Genomic DNA, 13,486 nt, shown 5'->3' with positions numbered 1-13,486 from the left:
AGGGGGCCATGCGTTCGATCCTGCTTCTGCTCCTGCTCGGGGCCTGTGCGGTGGTGCCGCCGCCGCCGGCCCCGCCGCTTCCCTATCCGCCGGCGGCGCGGGAACGGATGGTGCGGATCGCCCTCGCCGAATGGGCGGATTGGGGCCGGGTGGTGATGGAGCCGGGCCTGCCCGGCGGCTCCACCGGGGCGGAGAGCGAGCCGGCCAACTTTCCCCGCGTGCTGGCCTATTGGCGGGTAGTGCCGCAGGATGAGGGGGCGATCGCCGGCAACCGCCGGCGCTATGCCGCGGCTCTCGCCGGCCTGCCCGAAGGTGAGGCGCTGTGGCGGGAGCCCTATTGGTCGGCGGCCTTCATCTCCTTCGTCCTGGCCTCGGCTGGGGTCGACCGGCGGGAATTCCCGCCCTCGGCCGCGCATGCTGATTATGTCGATGCGCTGATCCGCGATGCCGCCGCCTTCCCGGCCGCCGCTCCCTTCCTGCCGCGCCTGCCGCGGGAGCTGCCGCCGCAACCGGGCGACCTGCTCTGCACTGATCGCAGCCGCAACCCGATCGCCGACTGGCGCCAGCGCGCCGCCGATGGCGGGCGGTTCCGGCCCATGCATTGCGACATCGTTACCGGCACCGCGCCGGGGGTGGTGGAGGTGGTGGGCGGCAATGTGCGCGACAGCGTGACGCTGACCCGTTTCCCCGCCGACGCCGCGGGCTATCTTCTGCCATGGCCAGCGGGCGAGCCCGCATGGTTCGTCCTGTTCCAGAACCGGCTTGGCCGGCTGCCCCCTTGGAGCCCCCTTTCATGACCGACCTGTTCGAGCCGCTGACCCTCCGGGGCGTGACCCTGAAGAACCGCATCGGCGTCTCGCCCATGTGCCAGTATTCCTGCGCCGAAGACGGCCAGCCGACCGAGTGGCATTTCCAACACCTGCTGTCGCGCGCCGTGGGCGGGGCCGGGCTGACCATCACCGAGGCAGCAGCGGTCTCGCCGGAGGGGCGCATCTCCCCGGCCGACCTCGGTATCTGGGAGGATGGGCAAATCCCCGGCCACCGGCGGCTGGCGGAAGGGATTGCCGCCATGGGCTCCGTGCCGGGAATCCAGATCGCGCATGCGGGGCGGAAGGGCAGCCGGAAGCAGGCCTGGGTACATGGCTCGGCCGAGCCGGGTTGGGTGCCAGTGGCGCCGAGTGCTCTCGCCTTCCAGGGCTATGCCACGCCGCGGGCGCTGAGCGAGGCGGAGATCGAGGGGGTGATCACCGATACCGTGGCGGCGGCGCGGCGCAGCATCGCCGCTGGCTACCGCTTCATCGAGCTGCATGCGGCGCATGGCTACCTGCTGCACCAATTCCTCTCGCCCCTGTCCAACCAGCGCAACGATGCCTGGGGCGGTGATTTCGACGGCCGGGTGCGGATCGTCGAGGAATCGACCCGGGCTGTGCGGGCGGCGATCCCGGATGAGGTGCCGCTTTGTGTCCGCCTTTCGCACACCGATTGGGTCGAGGGCGGCTGGACGACGGAGGAGACGGTGGCGCTCTCGGCGCGGCTGAAGGCGCTTGGCGTCGATATGATCGACGTGACCTCCGGCGGGCTGGACGCACGGCAGGCAATTCCGGTCGGTCCGGGCTACCAGGTGCCGGGGGCGGCGGCGGTGCGCGAGGGAGCCCGGGTGGCCGTCGCCGCGGTCGGGATGATCACCGAGCCGGCGCAGGCGCAGGCGATCCTCAGCGAGGGCAAGGCGGACCTGATCCTGCTGGCGCGGGCGTTGCTGCGCGATCCGTACTGGCCGATCCATGCCGCGGCGGCACTCGGCCGGACCGAGGCGCTGCAGGTGCCGCCGCAATACGAACGCGGCCTGATGACGCTCGGCAAGATGGCCCGCGACGAAGCGATAGGGGCGCCGCTGGCGGGGCTGGCTTAGCCCGCGAAAACCACCTCCGCTTCGCCCAGCGCCTCGAAGCGGACGGTGCAGCGGTCGCCGGGCTGCAGGAAGCGCAGCCCGGTCCAGCTGCCGGTGGTGACGATCTGGCCGGCGCGCACGCCGCCGGCCTCCCGCATCAGGTTGACCAGTGCGACGGCGACGCCGAGCGGATCGTTGATCGGATGGCCGCCCTCCTGCTCCAGCACCGGCGCCCCGTTCACCAGCAGCGTGACGCGCAGTCGCGGCAAGTCGAGCCAGGACCACTCCGCCAGCTCCGCCCCCGGCACCAGCCCACCATTGGCGATGCAGTCGGCCAGCTGTTCCAGCGCCGGCCGGGTGCGGGGATCGCGGAGGCGGCCCGACACCACCTCGATGGCCGGCAGCACGGTCGCCGCCGCGGCCACCTCCTCCCGCCCATAGGGCTGTTCGCGCGGCGGCAGGTCGCGGGTGAAGCGGAAGGCGACCTCGCCCTCGACGCCGCAATGCGGCACCTCGGCAGGTGGCATCCGGGCCGGGCTGGGGCGGATCATGCGCGCCGGGATCAGTCCGCGGACCGGCGGCTCGCCCGGCGGCGCATTCGCCTTGAAGGCGCCGGTCGCCTCACCGAGCGCGGCCGCCACCCCGTCCTGGATGCGATGCGCCTCGGCGACCGAGGCGGGCACCGCCGGCAACCCCTCGACCTGCGTTCCGCTGCGCCGGGCCTGGACCAGGGCTTCGACGGTGGCGGCGATGTCCTGATCAGCCATGCTGGGGCCTCCTCCGGTCTGAATGCGTGGCCATGGTTGCCCGGCCCTGTTGGAACCGCAACCAGGACCGCCGGTTAGCAGCCTGTCACGGGAGGGTTCCGCTTTGGCATCGGTACGGTGGCTGGCATTCGCGGCGCTGTATCTGGTCTTCGCCGGCCAGCTCTCGACCGGAGAGCTGGTGGCCGCCGCCGTCATCGGGCTCCTTACCCTGCTCTTCGCTCGGATCCTGGCTCGGATCGCCACCCATCCCCTTCGCCTGCGGGCGCCCTGGCCGCAGCTGCTGCGCGGCGTGCTCGCCAGCCTCGCCCAGGAAACGGGGCGGGCTGCGGCTTGGCTGCTGCGACCCGGCCGCCTGCCGGAAGGTGCGGTGCTGCCGCAGCCCTTCGCGCCGGGCGGGGAGGGGCCTGCCGATACGGTGCGGCGCGGCCTTGCCCTGCTCTCGCTCTCGGTCTCGCCCAATGGGCTGGTCCTGGCGCCGGACTATGTCACCGAGACCCTGCCGCTGCACCGGCTGGATGCGGGGCAACCCGTCTCGTCCGAGCGGTGCTGGCCGCCATGAGTTCCTGGCTGCTCGCCCTGCTCGGCCTGGTCCCGGCCCTGGCCGTCCCGGTCTGGCAGGCGTTGCGCGGCAGCATCGGCACCCGGCTGGTCGCGGTGCAATTCGCCACCTCCCTGGCGGTGCTGATGCTGGCGCTGATGAGCTTCGCCTTTGCCCAGCCCTCGCTCATGGATCTTGCGCTCACTCTCGCCTTGCTGACCCTGCCGGGGACGCTGCTGCTGGCCGTCTTCCTGGAACGCTGGCTGTGAGGGCGCTGGCGGTCGATCTGCTGCTCGGCCTCGGCGTGCTGGCGGCCTGGCTGGCGGCGATCGGGATGCTGCGGCTGCGGACGCCGCTCGACCGGCTGCATCTGGTGGCCTTCCTGGCGACCGGGCCGGGCCTCGCCTTCCTGCTCGCCGCGCTGGTCGAGGACGGATTCGGCCAGCGGCCCCTGAAGCTGCTGCTGCTGGTGCTGGCCCTGCTCGCGGTCGGCGCCGGCCTCGCCCATGCGGCGGGCGCCGCGCTGGTGCGCCGCATCGCGGCAGGGGAGCGGGAATGAGCCTGCTGCTGATCACCCTGTTCCTGCTGGTCGCGGCCACCGGCACCGGCGTCGTGCTGACGCGGGAACCGCGGCGGCAGGTGCTCGCCCTGGCAGCGAATGGGCTGGCGCTGACCTTGCTCTTTACCGCCCTGCAGGCGCCGGATGCGGCCTTTTCCCAGCTCGTGGTCGGGACGGCGGCGGTGCCGCTGCTCTTCCTCGTGGCGCTGGCCAGCCTCCGCCTGCACGGGCCACCGAAGGAGGAGCGGAAGGAATGAGGCCGCGGCTCCTCCTCGCCCTCGCCGCCGCGCTGGTCCTGGTTCCGGCGGCGCTGCTGCTCGCATTCCGCATGCCGGAATTCGGCGCGCATCCGCTGCCTTATGGCGATGCGGCGACGGCGCTGATGCTGCATGAGCGGCATGTCACCAACATGGTTAGTGGCGTCAATTTCGACCTCCGCGCCATCGACACGCTGGGCGAGGAGATCATGCTGCTGGCCGCGGTCGGCGGCGCGGTGATGCTGCTGCGCGGCGCGCGGGGGGAGGGGGGGCAGCGCCGCGCCGCCGCCATCCCCGGCCGGCCGATCCCGCGCCGGAGCGAGGCGGTGGTGCTGCTCTGCCGGCTGCTGGCGCCGGTGACGCTGCTGTTCGGCCTCTATGTCGTGCTGCACGCACAGCTCACGCCCGGGGGCGGCTTCCAGGGCGGCGTCATCATCGCCAGCGCCATGCTGCTGGTCTGGCTGGGCGAGGGCTATGCCGCCTGGCGCCGGATGCTTCCGGGGCCGCTGCTGCATGCGCTGGAAGGGGGCGGGGCCGCGCTCTATGCGCTGGCGGGGCTGGCCGGGCTCGCCCTCGGCGATGCTTTCCTGGCGAATGTCCTGCCGCCCGGCGAATCCGGATCGCTGCTCTCGGGCGGGCTGATCCCGCTGCTCAATCTCGGCGTGGCGCTGGCGGTGGCGGGGGGCTTCGCCATGCTCTTCCTCGAATTCCTTGAGGAGACGCGGGCCCCGGAGGAAGGCGAGGAATGAGCCCGCTGCCCTGGCTGGTCGCCGCCTGGCTCTTCGGCATCGGCCTCTACGGCATCGTCACCAGCCGCAACTACCTGCATCTGATCGGCTGCCTCTCGGTGGTGCAGAGCGCGACTTATGTGCTGCTGCTCTCGGCCGGCTTCCGCTGGGGCGCGGGGCCGCCGATCTTCCAGGACCAGCCGCCGGGCAGCCTGGTGGTGGACCCGGTGGTGCAGGCGCTGGTGCTGACCGATATCGTCGTCGGCGCGGCGGTGACGGCGCTGCTGCTGGTGCTGGTGCTGCAGGTCCATAAGCGGCGCGGCACGGTGGACCCGGACGCCCTGCGGCCGCTCGACCGATGAGCGGCGAGACGCTGCTGCCGCTGGCCGTCGCCCTGCCGCTGCTGGGCGCGGCGCTGCTGCTGGCGCTCGGCCATGTCATCCCGAAGCGGGCCTCGGATATGGTGGCGCTGCTGCTGGCGCTGGCCCTGGCGGGGATCGGCGCATGGCTGGCGCGGGAGGCCGCGGCGGGGCCGGTGACGCACTGGTTCGGCGGCTGGGTGCCGCAGGGGGGAAGGCCGCTCGGCATCGCCTTCACCGCCGACCTGGCCGGGGCTGGGATGGTCTGCTTCATCGGCCTGGTCTTCGCCGCCTGCTTCGCCTTCGCCTGGGGCTATTTCGAGCCGGCGGGCGCCATGTTCCATGTGCTGATGCTGGTCTTCATGGGCGCCATGGCCGGCTTCTGCCTCACCGCGGACCTGTTCAACCTGTTCGTCTGGTTCGAGGTGATGAGCGTCGCCGCCTTCGCCCTCACGGCCTACCACCTGGAATCCTCGGCGATCGAGGGGGCGCTGAACTTCACCATCACCAACAGCCTGGCGAGCTTCATGATGCTGGGCGGCATCGGCCTGCTCTATGCCCGGTTCGGGCTGCTGGACATGCCGGCGCTGGGCCGCGCCGCAGCCGAGGCGCCGGGCGAGATGGTGGTGGCCGCCGCCTGCTGCCTGCTGCTGGCGGCGCTACTGACCAAGGCGGCGATGGTGCCCTTCCAGTTCTGGCTGACCGATGCCCATGCGGTGGCGCCGAGCCCCGTCTCGGTGGTGTTCTCCGGCGTCATGGTCTCGCTCGGCATCTTCGGGATCGCGCGGCTGGGCGGGACGGTCTTCGCCGGGGTGCCGGCGGCGCAAGGGGTGATGCATGGGCTGCTGCTGGGCCTCGGCCTTGCCAGCGCGCTGCTCGGCGGGGTGGGCTGCCTGCAGCAGCGGCACCTGAAGCGGATGCTGGCCTTCTCCACCATTTCCCATACCGGGATCCTGCTCGGGGCGCTGGCGCTGGTCTCCGCCCAGGGCAAGGCGGGGATGCTGGCCTATCTGCTGGGGCATGGCGCGGTGAAGGCGGCACTGTTCATGATCGCCGGAATCCTGCTGACCCGCTGCGGCGGCATCGACGAGATCCAGTTGCGTGGGCGGGGGCGCGCGGTCTGGCCGGCGGGGATCGTCTTCGGCCTGGCGGGGCTGGTGCTGGGCGGCCTGCCCTTCGGCACGCTGGATGAGGCGACGCGGCTGCTGGATTCCGCCGCCGCGGAGCAGGGGCTGCCCTGGCTGGCGGCACCGCTGCTGCTGGGCGCGGCGCTGACCGGGGGCGCGGTGCTGCGGGCGGGTGGGCGCATCTTCCTCGGCTGGGGGCGCGTCTCCGGCGAGGAGGAGCGGGCGCCGACGGAGGAGGAGCAGGAGCCGCGCGACCGGCCGCTCTGGCTGATGCTGGCGCCGGCGGCGGTGCTGCTGGCGGCGGCGCTGGGGCTCGGTGGACCAATCGCGCACTTCGCCCTGACCGCTGCCGGGGGCGGGGAGATGCCGGCCGAGACGCCCAACCCCTGGCTGCCCTGGGCGGCGATCGGGCTTTCGCTGCTGATCGCCGGCTGGGATCTGGGGCGGGCGCATCTGCCGCGCTGGCTGCGGGCGCCGGTGGAGGCGGCGAGCGGGCCGGCCTTCGCGCTGCTCGACCGACTGCATACGGGGCGGGTCGGAGATTATGTGGCCTTTATGCTGGCCGGGCTGGCGGTGCTGACGCTGGGCTTCATGCTCGGATGAAGGATAGTCTCCTCCGCAACAAAGGGAGGGACCCATGCCAGCCTATCTGATTGCCAATATCGAGGTGCGCGACCCGGCGCGCTTCGCCGAATACCGGGAGAAGGTCGCGCCGATGATCACTGCCTTCGGCGGGCGCTACCTGGTGCGCGGCGGCGCGGTGACTGTGGTGGAGGGCGATCCTGGGCTGCACCGAGTGGTGGTGCTGGAATTCCCGAGCATGGAGCGGCTACGAGCCTTCTACGACAGCCCGGACTATGCGCCGCTGCTGGCCTTGCGGCGGGCGGGCACGGTTTCGCATGTGGCGCTGGTGGAGGGGTATGACGGGTAACGGAAACGCCTGAAAAAGGGCGGCCGAGGCCGCCCTTTCCGCTCGATCTGCCCCTTTTCGCGCCGGTCAGCGCCCGGTCAGGATGCGCTCGACCAGCTGCTTGGCGGTCGGGATGAAGCCGTTTGAATAGAACGGGTCCGAGCCGAAGCGGAAGGCGTTGTGCCCTGCGAACATCAGGTTGTGCTCCAACGCCCCGTCATGCGCCACGTCCTGCAGCGTTTTCTGGATGCAGAAGCTGCGCGGGTCGGCCTTCTTGCCGTTGTCGAAATTGGGCCCGTGCTGGTCCCAATTCGAGAAGCGGCAGGAGGAGAGGCAGCCCATGCAGTCGATCTGGTCCTTGACGATCTCGGCATGCTTCTCGCGCGTGACGAAGATCAGCGTGTTGTCGGGCGTCCGCATCGCCTCGCTGAAGCCCGCGGCTTCGAAGCCCGCCACCCGTTCCCGGTCATGCCCGGTCAGCCAGACGCGGCGGCGGCGCGGGCCGAAGGCGTATTCGGCCACATGGTCGCCGACCGGTTCCTGCGTATAGGCCACCTGCCGCTCGTTCCGCGCCTCCAGCTCCCGCAAGAAGTCGTTGCGGACGGCGCTGCTGTAGAAGCCGGTAGGGGAGAAGCGCTGCAGCAGCACATCGCCCTCCTTCAGGGTCAGCAGCCGCTGCTTCCAGGCATCCGAGATCGGGCTTTCCTGGGTCAGCAGGGGACGGGTGCCGAACTGGAAGGCGATCGGCCCGAGCTCCGGGTTGTCGATCCAGTCCTGCCATTCCTCCAGCCACCAGACGCCGCCGGCCATGATGATGGGCACTTCGCCCAGGCCGAATTCGCGCATCTGCTGGCGCAGCTTGAGGACGCGGGGATAGGGATCCTCCGGCACCGCCGGATCCTCGGAGTTGGAGAGGCCGTTATGGCCGCCGGCCAGCCAGGGATCCTCATAGACCACGCCGCCGAGCCATTCCCGGGTCTTGCTGTAGCTGCGCTTCCACAGCGCGGCGAAGGCCCGGCCCGAGGAGACGATGGGGTAGTAGAACACCCCGAACTCCCGGGCGATCTCCGACAGGCGATAGGGCATGCCGGCGCCGCAGGTGATGCCGTTGATGAGGCCCCGCGCGCCTTCCAGCACGCCGCGGATCACCCGCTCCGCCCCGCCCATCTCCCAGAGGATATTGGCGTGGATGCGTCCCTTGCCACCCGAGCGCTCATGCGCCTCGCGCGCCTGGGCGATGCCGCCGCGGATGCCGTAGGCAACCAGCTCCTCATGCCGCTCGCGTCGGGTCGTGCCGTGATAGACCTGTCGGATGACATGGCCATCCGCGTCATAGCTGTCGGCATTGACAGCCGAGAAGGTGCCAACCCCGCCGCCAGAGGCCCAGGCGCCACAGGATGCGCCGTTCGAGACCGCGACACCCTTGCCGCCTTCGACCAGCGGCAGGACTTCGCAGCCCCCCATGCGGATCGCGTTGATAGGCTTCACGCCACTGCCCTCAACTTCTTCCAGGTAGATCGGACCATATGGTGCCTCCGGCCGCCGAGGGGAGAGGTCCCGGCGGCCGGTAATGGCTTACTCCGCAGCGTCGTGCCGCTCGCGCCGCGGCCGCTCGCGCCGGTTCTCCCGGCCCTCGCCGCCGCCTTCGCCGCCTTCGCGTGGACGGCGGGCGCCGACCTGCTCGGTGATGTCGGCGCCGGTGGCCTGGTCGACCACCCGCATCGACAGCTTCACCTTGCCGCGATCGTCGAAGCCGATGACCTTCACCTTCACCGCATCGCCGACATTGACGACATCGGTGGTGCGGTTGACGCGGTCGTTCTGCAACTCGGAGATATGGACGAGGCCGTCCTTGGCGCCGAGGAAGTTCACGAAGGCGCCGAATTCGGCGGTCTTCACAACCTTCCCGTTGTAGATGGCGCCGATCTCGGCCTCGGCGGTCAGACCGCGGATCCAGTCGATGGCGCGCTGCGCCTGCTCGGTGCTGGTGGCCGCCACCTTGATGGTGCCGTCATCCTCGATGTCGATCTTGCAGCCGGTCTGCTCGGTGATCTCGCGGATCGTCTTGCCGCCGGAGCCGATGACCTCGCGGATCTTCTCCTTCGGCACGTTGATGACGGTGATGCGGGGCGCATTAGCCGCCACGTCGCCGCGGGCGCCGGTCAGGCCCTTCGCCATCTCGCCGAGGATGTGGATCCGGCCGTCGCGCGCCTGGTCGAGCGCCTGGCGCATGATGTCGAAGGTGATCGAGGTGATCTTGATGTCCATCTGGAGCGCGGTGATGCCCTGCTCCGATCCGGCCACCTTGAAGTCCATGTCGCCGAGATGGTCCTCGTCGCCCAGGATGTCGGAGAGCACGGCGAAGCCGCGGTCCTCCTTGATCAGGCCCATGGCGATGCCGGCACAGGGGCGCTTCAGCGGTGTGCCGGCATCCATCAGCGCCAGCGAGCTGCCGCAGACGGTGGCCATGGAGGAAGAGCCGTTGCTCTCGGTGATCTCGGAGACCACGCGGAGGGTGTAGGGGAACTTGTCCTTCTCCGGCAGCAGCGGGCGGAGGGCGCGCCAGGCGAGCTTGCCGTGGCCGATCTCGCGGCGGCCCGGGCTGCCCATGCGGCCGGTCTCACCCACAGAATAGGGAGGGAAGTTGTAGTGGAGCATGAAGTGCTCCCGGTACTCGCCCGGCAGTGCGTCGATGATCTGCTCGTCCTGGCCGGTGCCGAGGGTCGCGACGCAGAGCGCCTGGGTCTCGCCACGGGTGAAAAGCGCCGAGCCATGGCTGCGCGGCAGCACGCCGACCTCGGCCACGATCGGGCGCACGGTCCTGGTGTCGCGGCCGTCGATGCGGAGGCCGGTCTCCAGGATGGCGTTGCGGACGACGTCCGCCTCGAGCTCCTTCAGCAGGCCCTTCGCCTTGTCGGCCTCGAGACCCTCGGCGGCGAGCTGCTCGACCACGGCCTTCTTCGCGGCCGAGACCTTCTCCTGCCGGAGAAGCTTCTGCGTCTCCTTGTAGGCGAGGGCGATGGCGTCGCGGCCCAGCTCGGTGATGCGGGTCTTGAGGGTGGTCTCGGCCTCGGAGGGCTCGACCAGTGGCCAGGGCTCCTTCGCGGCGCGCTCGGCGAGCTCGATGATGCCCTGAATGACCGGCTGGAAGCCGCGGTGGCCGAACTCGACGGCGCCGAGCATGACCTCCTCGGACAGCTCCTGCGCCTCGGACTCGACCATCAGCACGCCCTCGGCGGTGCCGGCGACGACGAGCTCCAGCTTCGACTGCTGGCGCTGGGCCGCGGTCGGGTTCAGCACGTACTGGCCGTCGATATAGCCGACGCGGGCGCTGGCCACGGGGCCGAAGAAGGGGATGCCGGAGAGGGTGAGGGCGGCGGAGCAGCCGACCATCGCCACCATGTCCGGATCATTCTCCAGGTCATGGCTGAGGACGGTGGCGATCACCTGGACCTCGTTGCGGAACCCATCCGGGAAGAGCGGGCGGATCGGCCGGTCGATCAGGCGGGAGACCAGCGTCTCGTGCTCGGAGGGACGGCCCTCGCGCTTGAAGAAGCCGCCCGGGATCTTGCCCGCGGCGAAGGCCTTCTCCTGGTAGTTCACCGTCAGCGGGAAGAAGTCCTGGCCCGGCTTCACGCTGCGGGAGCCGACCACGGTGCAGAGCACGATGGTGTCGCCGAGGCGGGCCATGACGGCGCCATCGGCCTGGCGGGCGATCTTGCCCGTCTCGAGCGTCAGGAGCTGGCCGCCCCAGGCAATATCCTTGCGGTAATAGTTTTCGAACATGCGTCGTTCCTTGGCCGGACCCGAGGCCCGGCAGGGTGGAGGACCGGAGCCGCCATCGGGACGGTCCGGGGTGCGACGCGGAGGGTGGCAGTCTGGCCGTTCACTTTCGGCGCTTCGGGCTGCATGGAGCGAGACTTCCGCCGGGGAGGGAGGAGGAAGGCCGCCCCCGTTGCCGGGGATCCATGTGGCCGGAAACGCCGTTGCCGCCCCCGCCATCAGGCTGAGGGTGGTGGCTGTCCTGTCAGCCCGCCGCGCGCGGCGGTCGGCCGACATGCCTGCCCATCGGGGCAGGATTCGGCCTCACGGCGGTCATATGGCCCGGCCGGGCGCGGATTACCACGGAAATCTGCGCCCGGACGGAGGCCGGAATGGCGCCGGGAGGCGCCATGCCAGCAAAAGCGGCCTAGCGCCGCAGGCCGAGGCTGCCGATCAGGCGCTCGTAGCGGCCCTGGTCCTTCTTCTTCAGGTAGTCCAACAGGCCGCGCCGCTGGCCAACCAGCACGAGCAGGCCGCGCCGGCTGTGGAAGTCCTTGGCATGGGTCTTCAGGTGCTCGGTCAGGCCGCTGATCCGCTCCGAGAGGAGGGCGACCTGCACTTCCGGGCTGCCGGTATCGCCGGGCTTGGTCGCATACTGGGTGATGAGCGCCTGGCGGCGCTCCGCACTGACTGCCGACATCGGGTTGTTCTCCATATTGGCCGCCCCCTTCCGGAGGTTCGGCGGTTCACGCGACCGGCTGCAGACCTTCCTGCGACACCAGGCGCTCCGCCTTCATCAGGCCGGAATCCAGGCGGCAGAGCCCCACGAACCGCTCCCCCGCCATGGCGCGCACCAGCCCCCCATCGGGGTTGGCGGCACCGGGAATGCGGCCCATGAGATCGACCAGACTGAAAGCCTGACCCTGCATGAGCCGCATGGCCTCCGCCTCGGTGAGGGCCAGCGCCGGGATGTCGGCCAGCGCGGTCGCCACGGGAAGGAGGAGGTCCGGGGAAGGAGGCGGCGTATCGCCGGAACCGCCCAGCTTGTCCAGCGGAATCGCGGCGGATTCGAGGAAGGGGCCGACCCGCATGCGCCGCAAGGTGGCGATATGGCCGACCGTGCCGACCGCTCGCGCCAGGTCGCGGGCGAGGGAGCGCATATAGACGCCCTTCCCGCTCTCGACGAGGAAGATGGCGGTATCGGCATCGGGGCGCGATTCCAGATCGAACCGATCGACCCGGGCAGGGCGGGGCTGGAGTTCGACCGCCTGGCCCTCGCGCGCCAGATCGTAGGCCCGCTCGCCGCCCAGCTTGATGGCGGAATAGATCGGCGGGACCTGCATGATGTCGCCGATGAAGGCGGGCAGGGCGGCGCGAATCGCCTCGTCGGTCGGGCGGGCGTCGGAGGTCTCGATGGTCTTGCCATCGGCATCGTCCGTGTCCCGCAGGTCCCCGAAGCGGAGGGTGAAGCGGTAGGACTTGGTGCCGTCCATCACATAGGGAACGGTCTTGGTCGCGGTGCCGAGGGCGATCGGCAGCACGCCGGTCGCCAGCGGGTCGAGCGTCCCGCCATGGCCGCATTTCTGCGCATCGAAGGCGCGCTTCACCTTGGCGACGACATCGGTGGAGCCGATGCCCGAGGGCTTGTCGATGATCAGCCAGCCATCGATCACGCGACCTTTCGGCTTGCGGTGGCGGTGGTGGCGGGGCTTGCCATTGGCGGACATCAAGGGGCCTCGGGGGGAACGGGACGCGGCCGGCCATTGGCATCGAGCGCGACGAAGGTGAAGACGGCGGAAGTGACGCGGACGCACTCGTCCGAGACCTGGTTGCGGCGCCAAGCCTCGACCCGGATGCGGAGCGAGGTGCGGCCGGTCGAGATCACATCGGCATAGAGGCTGACCTCATCGCCGACCTTGACCGGGGCGTGGAAGCTCATCGCCTCCACCGCGACAGTGGCGCAGCGGCCATGGGTGCGGCGGCCGGCGGCATTGCCGGCGGCAAGGTCCATCTGCGACATCAGCCAGCCGCCGAAGATATCGCCTGCCGGGTTGGTATCGGCCGGCATGGCAATGGTGCGGATGCGGGGCTCGCCCGCCGGTGGGCGGTCGCTCACGCCTCGTCATCCGGGCGCGGGGCGAGGTCGCGGGCAACCTCCGGCTGGCGCAGCGCCCGGTCGATCTGCATGGCGTAGTCGAGCGCGGTATCCTGCTGGAAATGCAGCTCCGGCGCTGAGCGCAGCCGGACTGATTTGGCCACCTGGGTCCGCAGCCAGGGGGCGACGCGGCGGAGCGCCCGCATCTGCGGCTCCGGCAGCTCCCGACCCAGGCCGCTCACGAAGGCGGTCATGTGCTTCAGGTCGGGGGAGGCGCGGACCTCGGTCACCGTCACATGCAGGCCGACGAGGTCCGGGTCGCGGAATTCGGCGCGGGCGAAGACGGCGGAGAGGGCATGGCGCACCTCCTCCGCGACGCGCAGCTGGCGCTGGGAGGGGCCGGCGGCGGGGCCGGCGGAATGCTTGGGCATGGGGGTTGAACCCTCTGGAACAAGAAAGGGCGCGGCACCTTGCGGCGCCGCGCCCCCGTGGAAGG

The 13,486-nt window shown here is 70.7% G+C and carries 17 protein-coding genes; 10 read left to right on the top strand and 7 right to left on the bottom strand.

What is annotated here, in order from left to right:
• The first annotated feature begins 8 nt into the window (after positions 1-8).
• On the top strand, positions 9-797 hold the full coding sequence (locus JMJ55_RS13940) for a DUF2272 domain-containing protein (protein ID WP_202826176.1): 789 nt from the start codon (positions 9-11) through the stop codon (positions 795-797).
• Positions 794-1,909: an NADH:flavin oxidoreductase/NADH oxidase gene (locus tag JMJ55_RS13935; protein WP_202826175.1), complete on the top strand. Its 1,116-nt coding sequence runs from the start codon at positions 794-796 to the stop codon at positions 1,907-1,909. Before JMJ55_RS13940 ends, JMJ55_RS13935 begins: the two co-directional genes overlap by 4 nt.
• Here the strand turns inward: JMJ55_RS13935 and JMJ55_RS13930 are convergent.
• Positions 1,906-2,655, bottom strand: a complete 750-nt coding sequence (locus tag JMJ55_RS13930) for a 2-keto-4-pentenoate hydratase (protein WP_202826174.1) — start codon at positions 2,653-2,655, stop codon at positions 1,906-1,908. The genes JMJ55_RS13935 and JMJ55_RS13930 overlap by 4 nt on opposite strands.
• A 103-nt stretch (positions 2,656-2,758) precedes the next feature.
• On the opposite strand from JMJ55_RS13930, the gene JMJ55_RS13925 reads away from it, so the two are divergent.
• From JMJ55_RS13925 to JMJ55_RS13890, 8 genes are read left to right on the top strand one after another with little or no spacing between them, the layout of a single operon-like run.
• The gene (locus JMJ55_RS13925) at positions 2,759-3,214 is read left to right on the top strand and encodes a hypothetical protein (RefSeq protein WP_202826173.1); all 456 of its coding nucleotides are present in this window, start codon (positions 2,759-2,761) and stop codon (positions 3,212-3,214) included.
• Entirely contained in the window at positions 3,211-3,462 is a 252-nt protein-coding gene (locus tag JMJ55_RS13920; RefSeq protein ID WP_202826172.1) for a monovalent cation/H+ antiporter complex subunit F, read from the top strand. The genes JMJ55_RS13925 and JMJ55_RS13920 overlap by 4 nt, the downstream gene beginning before the upstream one ends.
• Positions 3,459-3,752, top strand: a complete 294-nt coding sequence (locus JMJ55_RS13915) for a monovalent cation/H(+) antiporter subunit G (RefSeq protein ID WP_328702639.1) — start codon at positions 3,459-3,461, stop codon at positions 3,750-3,752. Before JMJ55_RS13920 ends, JMJ55_RS13915 begins: the two co-directional genes overlap by 4 nt.
• Entirely contained in the window at positions 3,749-4,009 is a 261-nt protein-coding gene (locus JMJ55_RS13910; protein ID WP_202826171.1) for a hydrogenase subunit MbhD domain-containing protein, read from the top strand. Before JMJ55_RS13915 ends, JMJ55_RS13910 begins: the two co-directional genes overlap by 4 nt.
• Complete coding sequence (locus JMJ55_RS13905) at positions 4,006-4,758, top strand: MnhB domain-containing protein (RefSeq protein WP_202826170.1); 753 nt, start codon at positions 4,006-4,008, stop codon at positions 4,756-4,758. The genes JMJ55_RS13910 and JMJ55_RS13905 overlap by 4 nt, the downstream gene beginning before the upstream one ends.
• A complete protein-coding gene (locus JMJ55_RS13900; RefSeq protein ID WP_202826169.1) occupies positions 4,755-5,099 on the top strand; it encodes a sodium:proton antiporter in 345 nt (114 codons plus the stop codon). The genes JMJ55_RS13905 and JMJ55_RS13900 overlap by 4 nt, the downstream gene beginning before the upstream one ends.
• Positions 5,096-6,826 carry a complex I subunit 5 family protein gene (locus JMJ55_RS13895; protein WP_202826168.1) on the top strand — a complete coding sequence of 577 codons (1,731 nt, stop codon included), beginning with the start codon at positions 5,096-5,098 and terminating at the stop codon, positions 6,824-6,826. The genes JMJ55_RS13900 and JMJ55_RS13895 overlap by 4 nt, the downstream gene beginning before the upstream one ends.
• 34 nt (positions 6,827-6,860) lie before the next feature.
• Positions 6,861-7,154, top strand: a complete 294-nt coding sequence (locus JMJ55_RS13890) for a DUF1330 domain-containing protein (protein WP_202826167.1) — start codon at positions 6,861-6,863, stop codon at positions 7,152-7,154.
• 66 nt (positions 7,155-7,220) lie between these two features.
• Here the strand turns inward: JMJ55_RS13890 and JMJ55_RS13885 are convergent, their stop codons facing one another.
• The 6 genes from JMJ55_RS13885 to rbfA form a co-directional block, all read right to left on the bottom strand.
• Entirely contained in the window at positions 7,221-8,621 is a 1,401-nt protein-coding gene (locus tag JMJ55_RS13885) for an NAD(P)H-dependent flavin oxidoreductase (RefSeq protein WP_202826166.1), read from the bottom strand.
• An 87-nt stretch (positions 8,622-8,708) separates the two neighbouring features.
• A complete protein-coding gene (gene pnp, locus JMJ55_RS13880) occupies positions 8,709-10,919 on the bottom strand; it encodes a polyribonucleotide nucleotidyltransferase (protein ID WP_202826165.1) in 2,211 nt (736 codons plus the stop codon).
• A 403-nt stretch (positions 10,920-11,322) separates the two neighbouring features.
• Positions 11,323-11,595 (bottom strand): 30S ribosomal protein S15, encoded by a 273-nt coding sequence (gene rpsO, locus JMJ55_RS13875; RefSeq protein WP_202826164.1) that lies wholly within the window; start codon positions 11,593-11,595, stop codon positions 11,323-11,325.
• Between the two features lie 46 nt (positions 11,596-11,641).
• A complete protein-coding gene (gene truB, locus JMJ55_RS13870) occupies positions 11,642-12,622 on the bottom strand; it encodes a tRNA pseudouridine(55) synthase TruB (RefSeq protein WP_202826163.1) in 981 nt (326 codons plus the stop codon).
• Positions 12,622-12,963 carry an acyl-CoA thioesterase gene (locus tag JMJ55_RS13865; RefSeq protein WP_202826430.1) on the bottom strand — a complete coding sequence of 114 codons (342 nt, stop codon included), beginning with the start codon at positions 12,961-12,963 and terminating at the stop codon, positions 12,622-12,624. Before JMJ55_RS13865 ends, truB begins: the two co-directional genes overlap by 1 nt.
• 44 nt (positions 12,964-13,007) lie before the next feature.
• Entirely contained in the window at positions 13,008-13,421 is a 414-nt protein-coding gene (gene rbfA, locus JMJ55_RS13860; RefSeq protein WP_202826162.1) for a 30S ribosome-binding factor RbfA, read from the bottom strand.
• Positions 13,422-13,486 lie beyond the last annotated feature (65 nt).

Source organism: Belnapia mucosa, assembly GCF_016775475.1.
Classification (GTDB): domain Bacteria; phylum Pseudomonadota; class Alphaproteobacteria; order Acetobacterales; family Acetobacteraceae; genus Belnapia; species Belnapia mucosa.
This window is presented reverse-complemented; position numbering and strand designations above follow the sequence as displayed.

Bases quoted from the DNA above. Each gene is read 5' to 3' on its own strand.
- rpsO (WP_202826164.1), bottom strand. From the start codon at position 11,595: ATGTCGGCAGTCAGTGCGGAGCGCCGCCAGGCGCTCATCACCCAGTAT.
- rbfA (WP_202826162.1), bottom strand. From the start codon at position 13,421: ATGCCCAAGCATTCCGCCGGCCCCGCCGCCGGCCCCTCCCAGCGCCAG.
- JMJ55_RS13910 (WP_202826171.1), top strand. From the start codon at position 3,749: ATGAGCCTGCTGCTGATCACCCTGTTCCTGCTGGTCGCGGCCACCGGC.
- JMJ55_RS13930 (WP_202826174.1), bottom strand. From the start codon at position 2,655: ATGGCTGATCAGGACATCGCCGCCACCGTCGAAGCCCTGGTCCAGGCC.
- JMJ55_RS13920 (WP_202826172.1), top strand. From the start codon at position 3,211: ATGAGTTCCTGGCTGCTCGCCCTGCTCGGCCTGGTCCCGGCCCTGGCC.
- JMJ55_RS13940 (WP_202826176.1), top strand. From the start codon at position 9: ATGCGTTCGATCCTGCTTCTGCTCCTGCTCGGGGCCTGTGCGGTGGTG.
- JMJ55_RS13900 (WP_202826169.1), top strand. From the start codon at position 4,755: ATGAGCCCGCTGCCCTGGCTGGTCGCCGCCTGGCTCTTCGGCATCGGC.
- truB (WP_202826163.1), bottom strand. From the start codon at position 12,622: ATGTCCGCCAATGGCAAGCCCCGCCACCACCGCCACCGCAAGCCGAAA.
- pnp (WP_202826165.1), bottom strand. From the start codon at position 10,919: ATGTTCGAAAACTATTACCGCAAGGATATTGCCTGGGGCGGCCAGCTC.
- JMJ55_RS13935 (WP_202826175.1), top strand. From the start codon at position 794: ATGACCGACCTGTTCGAGCCGCTGACCCTCCGGGGCGTGACCCTGAAG.
- JMJ55_RS13895 (WP_202826168.1), top strand. From the start codon at position 5,096: ATGAGCGGCGAGACGCTGCTGCCGCTGGCCGTCGCCCTGCCGCTGCTG.
- JMJ55_RS13865 (WP_202826430.1), bottom strand. From the start codon at position 12,963: ATGCCGGCCGATACCAACCCGGCAGGCGATATCTTCGGCGGCTGGCTG.
- JMJ55_RS13890 (WP_202826167.1), top strand. From the start codon at position 6,861: ATGCCAGCCTATCTGATTGCCAATATCGAGGTGCGCGACCCGGCGCGC.
- JMJ55_RS13905 (WP_202826170.1), top strand. From the start codon at position 4,006: ATGAGGCCGCGGCTCCTCCTCGCCCTCGCCGCCGCGCTGGTCCTGGTT.